Below are 18,115 nucleotides of genomic sequence, written 5' to 3' on the forward strand. Positions count from 1 at the left end.
CCCCATTTACGTAGAGCGCCATTAACGGATAAAGCTGATTATGAATACTTCTCTCTCAAAAAAACTAAACTTACGAAAATCTAAACTGCTTTATCGTACGGCTCCTGCTATTTTCTTCAGTCTGTTGCTACTGACTGCTTGTCAAAAAGATCCAGAACCTGAAGCAACTGATACAACTACAGCTGAGACCTCAACGCAAACCACGCCAGTAACGACCAATATCAACGTTGATGAAGCTAAAGATAGCAATGCAGATGATGCTCAAAATGTAGCGCAGACCGATACTGATTCAGAACGTGATATGAGCTTAACAGAGTTAGATAAAGATCTTAGTGATACTACGTCCACGGCAAATGATAGCGCTGAAAAACCTAATCCAGAGCAAGCTATCAAAGGCGCACAAATCACTGATGTCCGTTATAAAAATGCAGCAGGTGAGAGTCTATCTGTGGTCTTTGAGACGTCGGCAGCTGGTATGCTTAACGCTATCATTACTCGTCCCAACCAGCCAAAAATGACCTTAAGCGCACCCGAAGGCCAAGGCAATAATCCTACCTATCAATCAGCTGACGGTAGTATCCAACTGGTCAGTCATGCTGGTGGTGGTACTATCGACCTTATCCGAAACAATAAAGTGACTAGCTTTGATGCTGTTAGTGCTGAAGCAGAAGTCATCACTGAATAAAACCTAATCCACCTTCTGTTTCAATGCCCTATTTAAAACCATAAAAAAGGCGGCAAACGCTATTATCGTTGCCGCCTTTTTCGTTTCTGTGTATTGCTCTGTACTGACTTGTCTTTACTGAGCTGTATAATGAGTGATTGTATTTACCCAAACCCAGTCGATTGCCCAAACATCCCGATCAACCAGCTTATCACTGTCCACAGCCCCCAACCGACAAACACAATGACTAGCAGTCCAAGAAAATCAGGGATATGCAAATACAGCCAAGCAACGATTGGATTGCGCCAAAAAAACCCAAAACGGCTTTGCTGTTGTTTGTCTTCTAATGACTGGTGCAAAAACGGTCGATCCATATGCATGGTTTCGGTAATACCATATTCATGGTGTAGATGCTCGTGCACGATACCCAGTGTCTTACGGCTAGGACGAATGAAAATATCTAATAGCGTACCAATCCCAGGTACGATACCAACGACCATATCAATAAGTGCCAATCTAACCGCTGGCGTCATTTTATGAGCGGGCACACCCAACTGACGTCCTAATATAAATGCATAACTGGTTAATGCCAATCCTGCCAAATCTCCTGCTAGTGGGATGGTCGAAAGCGCCGCATCCGCACCCATTCCTTGCTTGGTAAAAGGCACTCGTACTAGTGAATCCATGGTGTTAGCAAATTTTGCCAGTTTACGCTCAGTTGCGATAACTTGCTCGCGAGTCAGCCCATGTTCGGCAAGTTTTGCTTGATAGTCCGTAACTGACGCATTCGTATCAGGCGGTTTCTTTGATTTGAATTTCGGAAATTTATCGAACTTATCCATTTAGCGTCGTCCATATGCAAGTAACTGCGATGAGCGCAAAGACATAGCGCCCTACCCAGATATTGGCCAAGAACGCCTGAAAGCAAGCCAAAGGATTGCGACTGGCACAAGCGCTATTTTGTTTGGCAAACATCATCGCAACAAGCGCCAACCCAAATACTGGCGTTACGCCTAATGTGGTCGGGGCAAAGTAATGCCACATAACTACGCCCATCATTAGCAAAAATAGCATCTGTAATATTGAGATGATAATCACATCATAACGACCGAATAGTATCGCCGTTGATTTCACGCCAATCTTTAAATCATCTTCACGGTCAGCCATGGCGTACTGGGTATCATAGGCCACTGTCCAGCACATATAAGCTAAGAATAGCAGCCAACACCAAATATCAGGAGTGCCCTGCACCGCCACATAAGACATCGGTATCGCCCACCCAAAAGCAGCTGCTAAAAATACTTGCGGCAGATGCGTATAGCGTTTCATAAATGGATAAATAAACGCCAATACAACGGCACCAAGCGACCAGTAGAATACAGCTATAGGTAAGAAAAATAGCAGACTGGCACTTAACAGCACCAGTACTAAAAATGCAGCAACAGCTTCTTTGCCAGATAAGCGTCCATCTGCTAACGGGCGACATTTAGTGCGAGTCACATGACCATCTACTTTGCGATCGGCAAAATCATTGATAGCACAACCAGCCGCTCGCATAAATATTGCACCAAGGGCAAATATCGCGAACACCTTGATACTTGGCAACGCTGCCGTCATTCCTTGCTGCTGCGCTTGACCCATTGCAGCAAGTAGTACGCCCCAAAGCGTTGGCCATAAGAGCAGCTCAATGCCGACTGGCTTATCAAAACGGGTTAGCTGGATGTAGGCTTGTAGCTTGTCTTTAAATGTCATGGTTTTTTATTATCATTAACTGGATACTTTTTATGTGCGCTTATATATTTAGCTCAGAACAACTAACTTAACTTTTGAAGGGTCTAGTTACTGAGTTTTATTAGACTAATTACTAAGCTTAATGGACTGGTTACTGAACTTGTTGCCACAATTTATTCGCTTCGATCAGTGATAGCTCAGAATATTGCTTGCGCAAAGCTTTTAACGCTGGGACTTTGTCTTTCTGTTTCGCTTGTTGACGCAAAAATGCCAGTTGCTCTTGTGGATTGCTTAGCTCTTTTAACCGTGCCTCAAGCCGAAGAATGCGAGTACGCAGCATGATATTAATCAACAGTAAAACTGCACCCATAACCCAAATGATTAACGCTGACATTCCTTGCTCCTAAATCCATTAACTTTGAACATATACGCTGATTAATTGCGTACATTTACACTCGTACATTCATTATCAACAGCAGCTATCAGACAAAATATCCATCAAAGCGTACGGCTTCATTATGCCAGCTTTCGCTAGCTGGCTCATCAGCAAGCAGCGGTGCAAACTGTGGACGCTTTACGACCACGCGACCTTGGCCTTGCGTACTTTGTTTGACAACGGCCTGTGCACTACTTAGTAGCTGTCGCTCTTCATCTAACGTTGGTGGACGAGCTAATTGATGCAGTGCTTGCATATGCTTACCAACTTTTGCCCCTTTACCTGTCTTACTATCTTGATAACTATCTTCTGGAAACATCGGATCCAAATAGACGATATCGATTGTGGTAGCATTATCGGCTACGGTACCAGCCTCTAGATTCGCAAAATAACTGAGCGCATCAGTGTTAATAATCTGTAGACGGCTCATGAGCTTTTGCCAATTGGGTAGCGCACTCATACGTTGCTGCTCTACAAGTAACAGCAATGCTATCAAAGGCTGCTGCTCAAGCATAGTGACTTGGGCGCCAGTACTGGCCAATATCAAACTATCATGCCCAAAGCCAGCGGTTGCATCAATAACGTGACTATCTGATGTGATTTTGGACGCTTGTAATAGCAGCTCAGACTTACGACCAGCACTCACTATACGGCGCTGCAACTTGTCCCATTCAGGTGCCACACTAAGCCCATCACTTAGCCATGATAGCTTGTCTTTATCATCTAATAATAAAATAAGCTGAGTAGATGCTTGGCTCAACTGCTGACGGCGCTTTTGAGTTAATTTCTCTGTAGCAACTTTAATATCTAAGATAATTGGTAATGTATGCTCAGCTATCAATGACTGTAGGCTCTCAACCTGTGCTTGCTGGCTGTCATTGACGTAGAATAGCTGACAATGTACAACAGCACCTGTCTCGTCATACGTTTGGGGCACATCGGTCATAACCATCATCCTATTTGCTGCTTATTTTCACTATAAATTACTGGCGTGTTAAATCATAACGCAAATCTAGCCAGCCATTTGATAACCAAAGCCCCAAGCGGCGACCAACACGATAACACCCGTGATAATGCGTAACCAAGCAAAAATAGTAAAGTCACGGCGACTTACCCATGCCACAAGTAAGCGGATACAAAGTAGCGCCACCACAAATGATACGATGGTTCCAATACCTAGCACCAGCCAGTCTTCACTGTTGGTCAGTACGTCACCATGTTTGACTAAATCCAACAGTGCTGCCCCTACAATAACCGGAATACCCAAAAAGAAAGAAAACTCAGCAGAAGCCTTACGTGAGACACCTAACCACAGCGCACCAATAATCGTGGCACCTGAGCGTGATGTCCCTGGTATTAGAGCTAAACATTGGAATAGCCCAATCATTAACGCAGTTTTTATACTGACATCTTCCGCTTCTTTTGCAATGACCGTTTTAGGACGCTTTTCCACGTAAAATATCAGTAGACCACCGATGATGAGCATAATGGCAACGACAATAGGATTAAACAAATAAGCTTTGATTTCATCGGCAAAGGTAAAGCCAACAATCATCACAGGGATAGTAGAGACAATCAGACTCAGTCCCAGCTGTCTAGGATTGGTCATGCCCTCTGCTTTGCCAGTCAGCAAGCCCATCAGCGCTTGCCACAATCTACCCCAATAGTCATAAATCACTGCCAAAATAGCGCCAAGCTGTACCACCACGACAAATAAATCAACTTTTTCTTTAGTCCAGAAATCCATCACATCTGCTGATAAGATCAAATATCCTGTACTAGAGATGGGTAAAAATTCAGTGATACCTTCAACGATACCCATGATGACAGCTTGAACAAATAAAACTATATCCACAGTGACTTTCCTAGAAACAGACTGGCCTAAAAGCAAACTGGCCTAAAAACAGACCGATTGGCTGTCCTATATTAACGTTGATTTTATATTGGTATGCGCTTGCTAAACACTAAAAAGCTAGCTGCTATCAATTGAGTTAAACTGGTTATGGTTAAAGTATTTATCATAACCAGTGACAGCAATTGACGCTGCAAAAAACATATTTATAAAGCTATGCTTTACCTTGCTCTTTAAGTGTTTTCCAAGCTTGATTACGTAGATATTTTGGTAATGCTTGTGACGCTTCTGTACCACCATCGTTTGCAAACTGAGCAATACCAAGCTGCCCAATGACAACAGCATCTGGCCAAACATCTTCATGGCAGTCTTGCTGATCATGTCTTGCCAATAGCGGCGCGCCATTACCCACGATAGGTAGGCTAAGTGCGGTTTGGCGATCATAATCCAATAGCTGCTCAGTGCTATCGCCACCATTAGCCAAGACTGGCTGCATAATGCTATGACCTAATTGGTCATCAGTTACCAACTCATACTGTCCGAAATAGACTTGCTGCATACGAGCATCAAGGGCGCTGTATAGATGTGTCAGCCCATACTTCTGATACGCGCATTGTGCGATTGCTTGCAGGCTTGAGACGCCAACACAAGGCAAATCATGCGCGACAGACAACGCTTGCACCACTGCGGTATTGATGCGGATACCACTAAACGCACCCGGCCCGCGATTGAATATTAAAGCCTGTATATCAGCAAGACGTAACTGCGCCTCAGACAATGCAGCATCAATCATGGGTAAAATCTGTTGAGTCTGCTGACGCTTTCCTGTTTCGGTATGGCTCGACAATACCTGTCCGCTCGAATCTAAAATCGCGATCGAACACTGATCGAACACGGTATCCATTGCTAAAAACATCACAACCTCGGCTTTTACTTTTGGCGTTCTAAATTGATTTGTCAGCTTTTAATAATTTTTAATAACGATCTATCATTCATGCGCTATCAGAATACTGACAGAATGAAGCAGCGCCTATCATAGCATTTAGGGTACACGAATTTTATTAATTTCTATATTTTTCACACTTTATCCATCAGTGTTTATCTGCAACTGCTAACGATAAAAAGCCCCAAAGCTTCATTGGCTTCGGGGCTTTGATCAAACATTTTAAAAATAACTAACCGTTATCTAAAAGCGGGTTTTGAACTTCTTTGGTGCTTGGTTTTGCATTTCTTGCATTTGCTTTTGCATCTCTTCAGTGCTTGGCATATTGTTTGGATCCAGTCCCATTTGCTTGGCCATTTGTTCTGGATTCACGTCCTTAGCGCCACCTTGCTGACCGCCACCGCCAAATAATGGACCGCCACCGCCGCCAGCACTACCGCCACCCATAAGGCCTTGCATAGACTTCATCATTTTACTGATGCCTTCAGGCTTTGAGATCATTTTCATCATTTTTGCCATTTGCTTGTGCTGCTTAAGCAAACGATTAACGTCTTGAATCTCACGTCCTGAACCTGCAGCGATACGGCGCTTACGACTTGGGTTAATCTTATCAGGGTTTTTACGCTCAAATGGCGTCATTGAATTGATCAATGCTTCCATTTCGCGTACTTTTTCTTCTGGTTTGGCATCTTCGACGGCTTTTTGCATGTCTGAGCCGCCCATACCAGGCATCTTATCCAAGAAGCCTGCCATACCGCCCATGCTCTTCATCTGCTGGAACTGAGTCAATAGATCCTCAAGGTCGAAGTCACCGCCCTTTTGCATCTTTTTCGCCATTTTTTCGGCTTTATCACGGTCAATCTTTTGCTCAACTTCTTCGACCAGACTCAGTACGTCACCCATACCAAGGATACGCTGCGCGATACGCTCAGGGTGGAACAGCTCTAGCTCGTCTAGTTTTTCACCGCGGCCCAAGAATTTAATTGGCTTACCGGTGATAGCGCGTACAGAAAGCGCCGCACCGCCGCGAGCATCACCGTCAGTCTTAGTTAAGATAACACCCGTCAACGGCAACGCATCATTAAAAGCTTTTGCGGTATTGGCGGCATCTTGACCCGTCATTGCATCGACGACAAATAGCGTCTCAGATGGGTTAACCGCAGCAGTTAGCGCCTTAATCTCATCCATCATGGTATCGTCGATATGTAGACGACCAGCAGTATCAATAATCAGGATATCTTGATACTGGATTTTGGCTTCTTCAATCGCACGCTTTGCGATATCAATTGGATTCTCATCTGTGCTTGAGTTCACAAACTTAGCATTCACCTGACCGGCTACTTGCTCAAGCTGTTTGATAGCCGCTGGACGATAAACGTCAGCCGATACCAGCATCACTTTTTTCTTTTGACGCTCTTGTAGATATTTGGCCAACTTACCAGCTGTAGTCGTTTTACCCGCACCTTGCAAACCTGCTAGCAAATAGACAACGGGCGGCTTACCTGTCATCTCTAACTGCTGATTGGCACTGCCCATCATTTCGGTCAGCTCGTCGTGTACGATTTTGACAAAGGCTTGACCTGGCGCTAGCTCTTTTAGCACTTCAGCACCAAGCGCTTGTTCTTTGACGCGTTTTACAAAATCACGAGTGACAGGCAACGCCACATCAGCTTCTAACAACGCCATACGCACTTCACGTAGCGTGTCTTTGATATTGTCTTCGGTCAACTGCCCAGTACCGACGATGTTACGTAGGCTCGACGATAAGCGTTCTGTTAAGGTATCAAACATAAATAACTCTCAATTAAAATGGTTTTCAATTAAATAATACGCAATTAAAATAACTCTAAATCAAACCATTAAAATGGTTCATAAATAATATTAGGATACGCTATAAGATATTAGGATATTGCATGACAAGGGACATGATAAAAGAATTATATTATCAATACTATAGCATTAACACGGCTCAAAACTTATAGTCGTTTCGCAAAGGACACAGCGCTTATAATTGTAGTTAACTTTTTATAGATAACATATTTTATGTTTGGCGCTATGCAGCACTACCGATCATTTATAAGTTATAAGCAAGATGGTGCTCAATTGGCACCCATTTTATGATAAATTGGACGATTATTCTAATCATTCTGATAATACCACTTTAGCGACACATTGAGCGGCAGTTTATGCTCAGTATAAGATGAGGCTTTTTATCTGTGCACTTTGCATTCTTACTTGCTAGCATGGCTTATATCTTAGTCAGCATCCATATTGGTTGGGCGCTGGCTCAGGACAAACCTATTCACAAAAGCCTCAGTTTGGGCTTATTGCTCATCGGTATGGCTGCACATGCGGCACTGCTATATCCATATGTTGTGACGCTGTATGGTTTGAATTTCAACTTATTTAATATCATCAGTCTGACCAGTTTATTTTTCTTATTCTTTTATCTATTGTTCTGTTTATATCGCCCTATTCTTAGCCTTGGTATTTTAGCTGCACCCACTGCGCTAATAGGTATGACTATCGGCTATGTCGGCCGTGCCCCTTATCAACCACTAACTGATGTCAGTATTGGGCTTGAAATTCATATCATATTATCATTAGCTGCCTATTGTGTGCTGTTGATGGCGGCGGTACAAGCGCTATTTCTACGTCTACAAATACGTGAGCTCAAGCATCATACCATTCACCGCTTTTGGGTCAATAAGCTACCCTCCCTGCAAAGTATGGAGAGTTTATTATTCGATATGCTGTTGGTGGGCTTTGTATTGCTCAGTATCGCACTGGGGATTGGGTTTATCTATGTACAAGACTTGATGGCGCAACATATCGTGCATAAGACTGTTTTTAGTCTGCTGTCGTGGTTATTATTTGGTGTACTACTATTCGGTAATTGGCGTGCAGGCTGGCGAGGCAAACGTGCGGCCAATATCACTATTTATGCCTTTATTCTATTAGCCATTGGCTTTGTTGGTAGCAAGTTCGTCTTAGAAATGCTCCTATAAAATATATATTCAGAAAAAGGCGGTCAGCAACACTAGTTACTGACCGCCTTTTTTATATTTCTAGCCGACTCACTACTCATTTTTCTTAGTTAAATACCACTGTCTTATTACCCGCCACAATCACACGGTTTTGTACATGCCAGTTTACAGCACGTGCTAATACGTTGCGTTCGATATCACGGCCGATAGCACGCAACTCTGTCACCCCTTGGCGATGCGTCACACGGTGTACATCTTGCTCAATAATAGGCCCTTGGTCAAGCTCAGCTGTGACATAGTGCGCAGTTGCACCGATAAGCTTAACGCCTTTATCATAAGCCTGACGATAAGGATCTGCGCCCACAAACGCAGGTAAGAATGAATGATGAATATTGATAACTTGCATCGGCCAACGTTTGACAAAATCAGACGATAATATCTGCATATAACGCGCCAATACCAACAAATCATTGCCTGCCATCAAGGTATGAATCTGCTCTTCCGCTTCTGCCTTATTATCCTTGGTCACTGGTACATAGTGAAAAGGTATGCCAAAGTTCTCTACCGCTTGGCGCAAATCCTCATGATTACTGACAACAGATGTAATCTCGCAATCGAGTAATCCGCGCTGATGACGCCACAGTAAATCTAATAGCGCATGGTCGAACTTTGACACTAAAATGCCAACCTTGGTTTTAATCGCATTGTTATGCAAGCGCCACGCCATATTGTGACGCTTGGCCACCGTATGACCAAAGCTGGCTTCAAAGTTATCCATAATCTCGCTCAAGCCTGCTAACGCAAACTCCAAACGCATAAAGTACTGCCCACCTTCATGAGCCGTTGAATACTGATCAAGCGTAATAATATTACCGCCATAACGGTGTATAAACTCAGATACGGCCTGTACGATACCCGCTTGATCACGACACTTAATCAGTAGCGTCGCGGTATCAATAACATCGGTAGATAGTACATTTTGAGAAGTTTTGCTCGACTTTATGCTTGCTGTAGCAGTCGTGGTATTGTCTGACATAGTACGCCCAATTAAAAATGAAACGTGCCGCTTACTTTGAATATGGTTAGCAGCATAGGAAACTGACTATTCTAATCGCTTTTGCAAAACTTTGCTGATTGAGTTGCTTGTATTTAATTATTGAGATTACAAATGCAAAAACCCCCAACACGAGGTTTGGGGGTTTATAAAATGCTAATCTTATACATAAGAGTTATGAGTCATCATTCAACTTTAAGAACCCTAGAGAACTTGGCATTACTATTACTCACTGTAACAATAGAACCTAGCAACGCTTGGTTGAAGTTAACAGAGTAAAATGGATGATTTGTGCCTGAATCTACCTTATTTTCACCATCAATGGAAACAGTATATTTTGTTGCACTTTCTGAAGGTGAGGATAATAGTTGTACAGAAGTACTTGGTACATTTTCGTCAATTTTAACGCTCATACTATTGATACAAGCAGCTCCACCTGTGCCAAATGGGCTAGCATGCGCAATGCTATTACCTTGCCAAGGGCTAACTAAGCTCGAATTACTTACTGACACGCTTCCAGCTTGAATAGGTAATTGATAATTAATAGTTTGTGTGTTTTCACTACCGTTCACAAAGGTAGAGGCATCAAACTGCACTTTAACCCAATGTGAGTAACGTATTGGATAGCGAATCTCAAAATCAGCGCGACCTTCTTCATCGGTGACGAAAGTATAGCCATCATCTGATACTTTACCGCCAATAATCGCAACTGGATTGATAGCTTCTAAAGTACCATTATTATTGACATCTTCAGGTTTGACTAAAGTAAAGCCGGGTTCTTTATCCAAAGTGTAGTTATAGTTTACATCTTCTGTAGTAATCCAGCGAGACTGTAAGAAAATAGGCGATTTTTCAGAGAATACTTGTGGCTTAGGTGTTGTTGTAGTCACCTCCCCCTTATCGTTTACTTCTTCAATATCAGCCGCTTGGTGAGTCACGGTGCTGTCTAGTAAACAGACTCTGCCTTGAGCGTATTGTGTAGCATAAGACTTAATTGAAACTTCTTGATTCGGGACAGCGCGACCTGAACCATCCATGACAGAAATTGAACCACGAACAGTATAGTAAATATCATCAGAAGATAACTTATTGGCAAATGCTAAAGTGGTATATACCGCTTCCTCAGATACGGTGATATTAGTAGTTTTGGTGCCAATACTGGATGGATCATTGAGCAGGCGTGCATTGATAACCACACCACCGATAGGAGAGCTGGCATTGGCTTTATAGACCACACGCGCCTCACCTTTACTATCAGTGATAGCCGTTGCCGCAGACAATCGCCCTGCTGACGAGTCCGATGCACGGCCAAAGACCACTGTTTGACCTTCAACTGGTACATCGTTTTTGTCTTTTACCGTAGCGACAATTTCAGTACTACCACCAGGAGTGATAACAGACTTCACCGCTTGGAACAGCATTTTAGCAGGTGTCGTAGCACGGAAACGTGCATCTACTGTCGCACGATAGCGCGGCTCACCGTTTGGTAGTGTTTCACCTAATACCGTTGCTTGTAGTGCAGTAATACCAGCCAGCTCTGATGTTAAGGTAACAGGTATCGTAACGATATTGCCGTTTATATTAGCAGCGGTAATGGGTTTTGTGACGATGACATCGTTGCTATCAGTAAACGTACCAATAGTCGTTTGTACTTCAACTTGCTTACCGATTAATTCTGCTGCTTGAGCAGCTGTATCACGACGTATCTGAATATTTATGGTCTGTGCTTTATTGACATCATAAACGTCTTCGATATCAATAAAGCTAATACCTGCCTGCGAAACCTTAATCAGCTCAATACTATTTAGACTGCGTTGAGTATTGATGCTGTTTTCACCCAAAGCACGAGCAAATACACGTAAGTTACCATTGTTATCGAAGGTCAAATCAGCTTCGTTAATATTAAATACTGCTTGACCATCTGCATTGCTAACAGCAGTTGCACTAGAGTGGATAATATCACCGTTTGCATCGACTAACTCCATACCAGCATTGGCAATAGCACGACCTGAACCATCCACCAGTGTGGTGGTGATAGTAGTAGAAGCACCATCTTTTAGATTGGCTTCTGTAGCTGCAATAGTAATCTCTGTACCGATAGCTGATAAGCTTAATGACTTCTCTTCACGCACTTGCATGCTGACTTTGCCATCTGCATCGTATTGTGGTGTAACGATTTTAGCATTAATCACTACGCTATGATTTAGACGCGAATTGATAGAGTTGGCTGCTAAGATGACGCCGACATCGATCTGACCATTAGCATCAGTGGTTACCATACTTGGTGTGGTTAATGCCGCACCACTGGCCTCTAAGTTTTCAATACTTAGCTGTACAGGTACTCCTGCCAAGATACCGCCTTTGCTGTCAGTCACACGGAAGGTAGCATTGGTCTGATCACCACCAGTATTCAACGTAGACTTATCAGAGGAGGCTATGAGCTGATAACTATCAATCGTAGCAGTATCTACTGCAACGATATAGGTCTGTGGTAGCTCTACACCTTCTGCAGTCGTCGTCGTAGCTGTCAGCTTGATACCTGGTTCTAAGATAGCTTGGTTGACGTTAGCACCGTCTGTAAGTGTTAGGTCAAAGGTTGCTAAACCATCACCATTGGTCATAGCGGTATTACTACTAACCGTCACGCCAGTTTTGATAGGATTATCAACATTCAAATGCACTTCACGATTAGCAATACTGCCTTTTTTATTCTCTACACGCACAAATACTTTAAATGTATCGCCCTTCGTATTAACGACTTTATTTGCACCGATTGTTATACTTTCTTGTGTACCGTTTAGATCAGGAGTAGCTGTCTTAACAGTACTGGTTTTCGTGGCAATATTGTTATTCTCATCGGTTGCTGAGAATACAACTGCAAAGCTACTACCAATGGCTGTTTTTTGCGCATCGGTAAGACCAGCTGGCACAGCAAGCGTAAAGCTAGCTTTTCCTGAATCATTTGTAGTTTGCGTGCCACTAGTGACTAAGCTAACCCCTTGAGCCGCAACCGAAGCAGGGAGCGCCAAGTAAACTTGTTTATTTGCAATGACATTGTCTTTGCTGTCTTTGGTTATTACCTCAACTTGAGTCTCACCACCGTTTAGATTTAGTGCTTTTGGTGTGATAGCTATCAAATCAATAGCCGCTTTGGTTGACTGTATATTAAACTGAATCTCTTGTTTTTTACCTGTCAACGTCTCAGTCAAGATAGCTGTTAGCTTTTGATCTAAGAGTGCCGCTTGTTGCTCTGCTGTTAAGCTTGGCACAGTAACTGTAAAGCTTGCCGCCCCGTTAGGGTCCGTAGGAACAATATTGGCAAATGATCCTGACTTACCATTTACAATTAATAATGCTGCTAGTTCTTTGTTAGCAAAATCTAATTTAATAGGCTGATCGCTGATACTAAGGTTAGTGTTTCGAGTACTTAATGCCGCATTAACAGTCACCGTATCACCTTCGCCGTTCAATGTATAAAAAGGACGGTTATTAATAAGGTTCGGCGGATTTAGTACTGTCAAATCAACAGTTGGAGTTAGAATATCTACTTTTGTTATAGCAGAGGTATAAGTTTCGCCTTTTTCGACATACGACAGCTGATAATTAATACCTGTACGCTTAAGCTCATTACGCTCTTCTGCTGTGAGTCCTTCTGGGATAGTAACTATAAACGTTGTCTCACCACTAAAATCGGTAGTCGCCGTCGTTTGATTGACTGTAACTCGAGAAGCAATCGCTGCTTGACCTAACTGGATAGTGACTTCTTGCCCTTTAACTGGTGTTTGGTTTTCTTTGGTCAATAGCTTAATACTGATAGTACCTTGACCACCAAGCTCGCTAATAGAAGGTGTGATGATAGAAGCAAACTCTAAACTCGTTGCTGGCTGTACCACTTTGACAACTGCATCTGTAATTTTAGCGACTGTGCCATCATCATCCGTTAAAGTAACATTGTATTTAATACCTGATGTAATTAGTGCTGTACGTTGTACTGGTGTTAAATCTTGACTAAGGTTAACAGTAAATACTGCATTGCCAGCTTCATTGGTTGTTTGCTCATTTCCTTGGATACTGACGCCTGCGACATCACTGATCTCAAGCTTAACTTTTTGCCCTACTGCAACATTACCATTAGGACGTTTAGCAGATACTTGAATAGTAAACTGCTTGTCTGTGACAGTCACCACTTTAGGAGAGCTAATCGAAGTAAGTTTAATATCACTTTTGGCTAACTCTGAACTGATTTTTATAGCTGAACTACTGATACTACTACTTGCACCTGAGGCTTCAACAGCTTTGGCAGTTAACACAAAACCCTTTTGTGCCTCTAGCTTATCTTTCTGTGATTTAGCCAAACCTGCAGGAACACTAACTTTATAACTGACTACGCCTTGAGCATTGGTCGTTTGGGTCGCAGTACTATCTAGAGTCAGTAAGCCAGAATCAATTAGAGCTTTCGGTAGCATTGCTGTGACGCTTTGGTTAGCAATAACCCCGCCATTTTTATCATTCACACGGAAGCTAATGACTGCACTACCACCTGAACTTGATAATTGAACTTTATCACTGCTACCAAAATTAATTTGATACTGTGCAGCAGGGATAACCACAGAGGCATTATAACTACTGGCAGTGACACCATCATTGTCAGTTAAGGTTGCAGTATAAGTAACGCCTGACTTTACTAGTGCTTCACGTTGGGCTTGGGTTAAATCTGGGCTTATATCTACGATAAATGTCACATTACCTGATGAATCAGTCTTTTTCTCATCGTCTTTAACAGTAATACCCGTCATCTGAGTAAGCTTTAGCTTGACGACTTTATCAGCTGCTGCACTACCATCTTTGCGTTTACCTGATACTTGAATCGTGAACTGGTCTTTTAAAATATTAACGACTTTAGGATTGGTCTCTGATGTTAAGACCGTTAAGCTTTTCTGTATTTTATTACTGACGTTAATAGGCGTACTATTAGCACTAGTAGTAGCTCCTGATGCCTCAGTCAGCTTAGCACTCAAGATAAATCCACTGGCTTTTTCTAATGCTGATTTCTGTGTAGGTGATAGCCCAGTCGGAATACGAACGGTATAGTTCACGATACCTTTATCATTTGTTGTCTGATTAGCAGCAGTATCTAAGGTCAACAATCCTGCATCCACTAAAGCTTTTGGCAGGCTTACCGAGACTTTCTGATTGGCTATAACGCCACCGTCTTTATCATTAACTCGGAAACTAATGACAGTACTGCCACCTGAGCTTGAGAGCTCTGCATTGCTGCTGCTACCAAAATTGATTTTGTATGCAGCACTAGGCACAGATGCTTTAATACTATAATTTTCAGTGGCAACCCCATCTTCATCAGTCAATGCAACAGTATAGGCAATACCTGTTTTTTCAAATGCCTTACGTTGTTCTAGAGTCAATGCTTGGTCTATATTTACGGTGAACACAGCATTACCAGCACTGTTAGTGACTTGTTCACCACCTTCGATACTAATGCCTTTGACATTGTTAATTGCAAGCTTCACAGGCTTACCTGTAGCAGCACTACCATTCGGACGCTTAGCAGATACTTGAATCGTAAACTGGTCTTTTAAAACGTTTACGATGCTAGGAGTGGTTTTTGCATTCAGGATGGTTTGACTTCTACTAGGGTCTGCAGTCACAGGAATACGATTACTGCTTGTATTGATACTTGCACCTGAGGCTTCTACCAAACGGGCATTTAGGACGAACCCACCTGCTTTTTCAAGTTCTGCTCTTTGTGTAGGAGATAGCCCTGCAGGAATACGAACCGTATAACTGACATTACCTTGAGCATCAGTTGCTTGGTTTGCTGCACTTTCAAGCGTTATCAGCCCTTTTTGAGTCAAACTACTTGGTAAGCTTGCTGTTACAGTTTGGTTGGCTATTACGCCGCCATTTTTATCATTAACGCGGAAACTTAAAGTGGTTACACCGCCTGTACTCAACAGCTTATCAGTACTACTGCTGCCAAAGTTTAGCTTATATTCAGCCACTGGAATGATAACTGGTGCCTTATACTTATTCGTAGCCACGCCATCTTCATCAGTCAAAGTCACGGTATAAGGAATACCAGACTTCACCAAATCTTGACGTTGCTTTTCTGTCAAATCTTGGCTTAAGTTGACGGTAAATACTGCGTTGCCTGATGCATCTGTCGTTTGCTGGCTGCCTTGAATACTCACGCCTGTGACATTACTAATAGCCAACTTAACTTCTTTGCCAGCTGCAGCACTACCATCCGGGCGCTTACCTGCAACTTGAATTTGGAATTGATTTTTTAGGATGTTTACAGCGCTAGGAATGTTTTTTACATTTAGAATCGTTTCACTTTCAGCAGTTACTTTGATACGTTCACTATTGATACTACTACTAGCTCCTGAAGCTTCAGTAACTTTAGCGGTTAAGACAAAGCCACCGATACTCTCTAACTTTGTTCTTTGAGCGGCTGTCAAACTTGCTGGCACACTCACACTGTAATTCACCATGCCTTTACCATCAGTTACTTGAGTAGCAGCACTATCTAAGTTTAAGAGTCCAGTTTTAATTAGATCCTGAGGCAAGCTGGCAGTGACTTTTTGATTGGCAATTGCTCCGCCATCTTTATCATTGACACGGAAACTGATAATAGCTTCACTACCGAAACTAGAGATTCTACTTTTATTTTTCGTCGCAAACTTTATTTGATACTGAGATTCAGGGATATACGCTTCGTTGCCATATGTATCCATCGTGACTGCACGGTTTGGCTCTGATAAAACCACCGTATAGCTGACGCCTTTTTCTACAATTTCTTTGCGCTGAGCTGCAGTAAGCGTAGGCGCTACAATTAAACTAACAACTGCACTTCCTGTTGCATCAAATGTAAAACTCTCTGTACTAAGCTTAACACCAGTAACTGCATTGTTAAGCTTGATTGTGCCTTTTGCCCCATTAATAACGGTTGGCACTTTAGAGTTTTTAGCCGTTGCTGTGATAGTTAGCGGCTTCTCATCTCCATAGGCATTAAGCACTACGTCCCTACCTTTCACATCTAAGACATAATCAGAGACAGGCAGGGCCACAGTTAAAGTATCTGTTTCTTGCTTGGTGGCGCCATTCTGCTCTTGGATACTGATTGCATATGCAATACCTTCACCTTTCAACAGTGCATCACGCTCAGCTTTCGAAAGATTTTCATCTATTTTAATGTTAAAAGTTGTAATACCATCCGCATTTGTGACTTTACTACTGCCACCTACGATAGAGATGCCTTTTATATTATCAATACCCAGCCCAACTTTAACATCCTGAACGCGGGCACCCTTGTTGTTCTTAGCAATGACGGTCAATTGAGCGCTGTCACCATAAGGGTTTAGAGCGTTATTAGAGACTGAGCTTGTTTTCAATGAAGAGGTAATATCAAGCTTGCTTTCCGTAACTTGTGTGCCATCACCACTGCCTTTTTTACTGACAGAAACCTTTAATTCCTGCGGTGCGACTGCAGTGCCATCTGCTTTGTTAGCAGTCGCCACTAGAGTAAAACCATTGGCTATCAGCTCATCTTTATCAGCAACTGCTTGCGGATTGAGCTTTAATGCATATACCGCATTCCCATCATCGTCCGTAGTTTGGGTGCTCTGACCTTCAATAGTGATACCGTTATTTTCAGAGTCCACTACTTTTAGAGTCACGGCTTTACCGACCATAGCTCCACCAGATACTTTTTCAACAGCTTTAACCGTAACACTAAAAGCTGCTTGATCATCAGACAACTCAATAATAGTAGGTGCTGTGCTCAGTTTTTGGATAAAGAAGTCTGGCTCAATCTCTGGCACTTGTTCGCCACCACCAGTATTACCATTATCGCCAGTACCACCACCTGTACCAGGTTGAGTAACACCTAAATCAGGTGCAGGTGCGACAGAGTCTACAGTGTCACCATCACCGCCTCCACCACAACCTGCTAATGCTAATGCGCAAGTCAAAGAAGTAAGCTGAAACAACTTAGAAGTGAGGGGTAGAGAGCTATATGACATTTTTTGACTCCGCATGAGCAGTAATTTATCTGAGCAAATAAGCAAAAAATCATTATCCAGAATCAAAAGAGATTGGTAATGATACATAGATTTACAGTAATACTGGTGTATTAACAGATTGTATTAAATATATAACAGCAACTTTACTAACTTTTGTTATAACTTACAACTAAAAATTAATCTTTACTATTAAACAATCAACAACATAGAGCGCTCATTTCAGGGTATAATAGCCCTCCTTTAATTCGACAGTTATTGTAAAAATATTTGAGTATTCATCTGTTTTATGGTATAAATGTCGGCTTTAAAATTTTCTGAATTGGTCAGCCTGTTATTTGCCTTTAGATAGCAGCAAAACCAGCTCAACCTTCATATAGTTTTGTTTGGTGCAAAGCTGCCGCTTGCT

The 18,115-nt window shown here is 42.4% G+C and carries 11 protein-coding genes; 2 read left to right on the forward strand and 9 right to left on the reverse strand.

Features of this window, described 5'->3' with window-relative positions; translation table 11 throughout:
* The first annotated feature begins 40 nt into the window (after window positions 1-40).
* Window positions 41-685: a hypothetical protein gene (locus ACQKCG_RS07770; RefSeq protein ID WP_101205808.1), complete on the forward strand. Its 645-nt coding sequence runs from the start codon at window positions 41-43 to the stop codon at window positions 683-685.
* A 143-nt stretch (window positions 686-828) separates the two neighbouring features.
* On the opposite strand, the gene ACQKCG_RS07775 is transcribed toward ACQKCG_RS07770, so the two are convergent.
* The 7 genes from ACQKCG_RS07775 to ffh all read right to left on the reverse strand — a co-directional run bounded on the left by ACQKCG_RS07775 (window position 829) and on the right by ffh (window position 7,417).
* A complete protein-coding gene (locus ACQKCG_RS07775) occupies window positions 829-1,506 on the reverse strand; it encodes a DUF4112 domain-containing protein (RefSeq protein WP_101205807.1) in 678 nt (225 codons plus the stop codon).
* Complete coding sequence (gene ubiA, locus ACQKCG_RS07780; protein ID WP_101205806.1) at window positions 1,499-2,416, reverse strand: 4-hydroxybenzoate octaprenyltransferase; 918 nt, start codon at window positions 2,414-2,416, stop codon at window positions 1,499-1,501. Before ubiA ends, ACQKCG_RS07775 begins: the two co-directional genes overlap by 8 nt.
* 130 nt (window positions 2,417-2,546) lie before the next feature.
* Window positions 2,547-2,789, reverse strand: a complete 243-nt coding sequence (locus ACQKCG_RS07785; protein ID WP_101205805.1) for a hypothetical protein — start codon at window positions 2,787-2,789, stop codon at window positions 2,547-2,549.
* 88 nt (window positions 2,790-2,877) lie between these two features.
* On the reverse strand, window positions 2,878-3,777 hold the full coding sequence (locus ACQKCG_RS07790; protein ID WP_101205804.1) for a class I SAM-dependent methyltransferase: 900 nt from the start codon (window positions 3,775-3,777) through the stop codon (window positions 2,878-2,880).
* A 66-nt stretch (window positions 3,778-3,843) separates the two neighbouring features.
* The gene (locus ACQKCG_RS07795) at window positions 3,844-4,686 is read right to left on the reverse strand and encodes an undecaprenyl-diphosphate phosphatase (RefSeq protein ID WP_101205803.1); all 843 of its coding nucleotides are present in this window, start codon (window positions 4,684-4,686) and stop codon (window positions 3,844-3,846) included.
* Between the two features lie 211 nt (window positions 4,687-4,897).
* Window positions 4,898-5,599, reverse strand: a complete 702-nt coding sequence (gene tsaB, locus ACQKCG_RS07800) for a tRNA (adenosine(37)-N6)-threonylcarbamoyltransferase complex dimerization subunit type 1 TsaB (RefSeq protein WP_101205802.1) — start codon at window positions 5,597-5,599, stop codon at window positions 4,898-4,900.
* Window positions 5,600-5,869: 270 nt separating this feature from the next.
* The gene (gene ffh / locus ACQKCG_RS07805) at window positions 5,870-7,417 is read right to left on the reverse strand and encodes a signal recognition particle protein (protein WP_101205801.1); all 1,548 of its coding nucleotides are present in this window, start codon (window positions 7,415-7,417) and stop codon (window positions 5,870-5,872) included.
* Window positions 7,418-7,869: 452 nt separating this feature from the next.
* On the opposite strand from ffh, the gene ACQKCG_RS07810 reads away from it, so the two are divergent.
* A complete protein-coding gene (locus ACQKCG_RS07810; protein ID WP_101205833.1) occupies window positions 7,870-8,634 on the forward strand; it encodes a cytochrome C assembly family protein in 765 nt (254 codons plus the stop codon).
* Window positions 8,635-8,719: 85 nt separating this feature from the next.
* On the opposite strand, the gene purU is transcribed toward ACQKCG_RS07810, so the two are convergent.
* The gene (purU, locus tag ACQKCG_RS07815; RefSeq protein ID WP_101205800.1) at window positions 8,720-9,649 is read right to left on the reverse strand and encodes a formyltetrahydrofolate deformylase; all 930 of its coding nucleotides are present in this window, start codon (window positions 9,647-9,649) and stop codon (window positions 8,720-8,722) included.
* Between the two features lie 203 nt (window positions 9,650-9,852).
* Window positions 9,853-17,709 (reverse strand): carboxypeptidase regulatory-like domain-containing protein, encoded by a 7,857-nt coding sequence (locus ACQKCG_RS07820; RefSeq protein WP_157822738.1) that lies wholly within the window; start codon window positions 17,707-17,709, stop codon window positions 9,853-9,855.
* Window positions 17,710-18,115 lie beyond the last annotated feature (406 nt).

Origin of the sequence: Psychrobacter sp. NPDC078929, assembly GCF_050267985.1 — a bacterium.
Lineage (GTDB): Bacteria > Pseudomonadota > Gammaproteobacteria > Pseudomonadales > Moraxellaceae > Psychrobacter.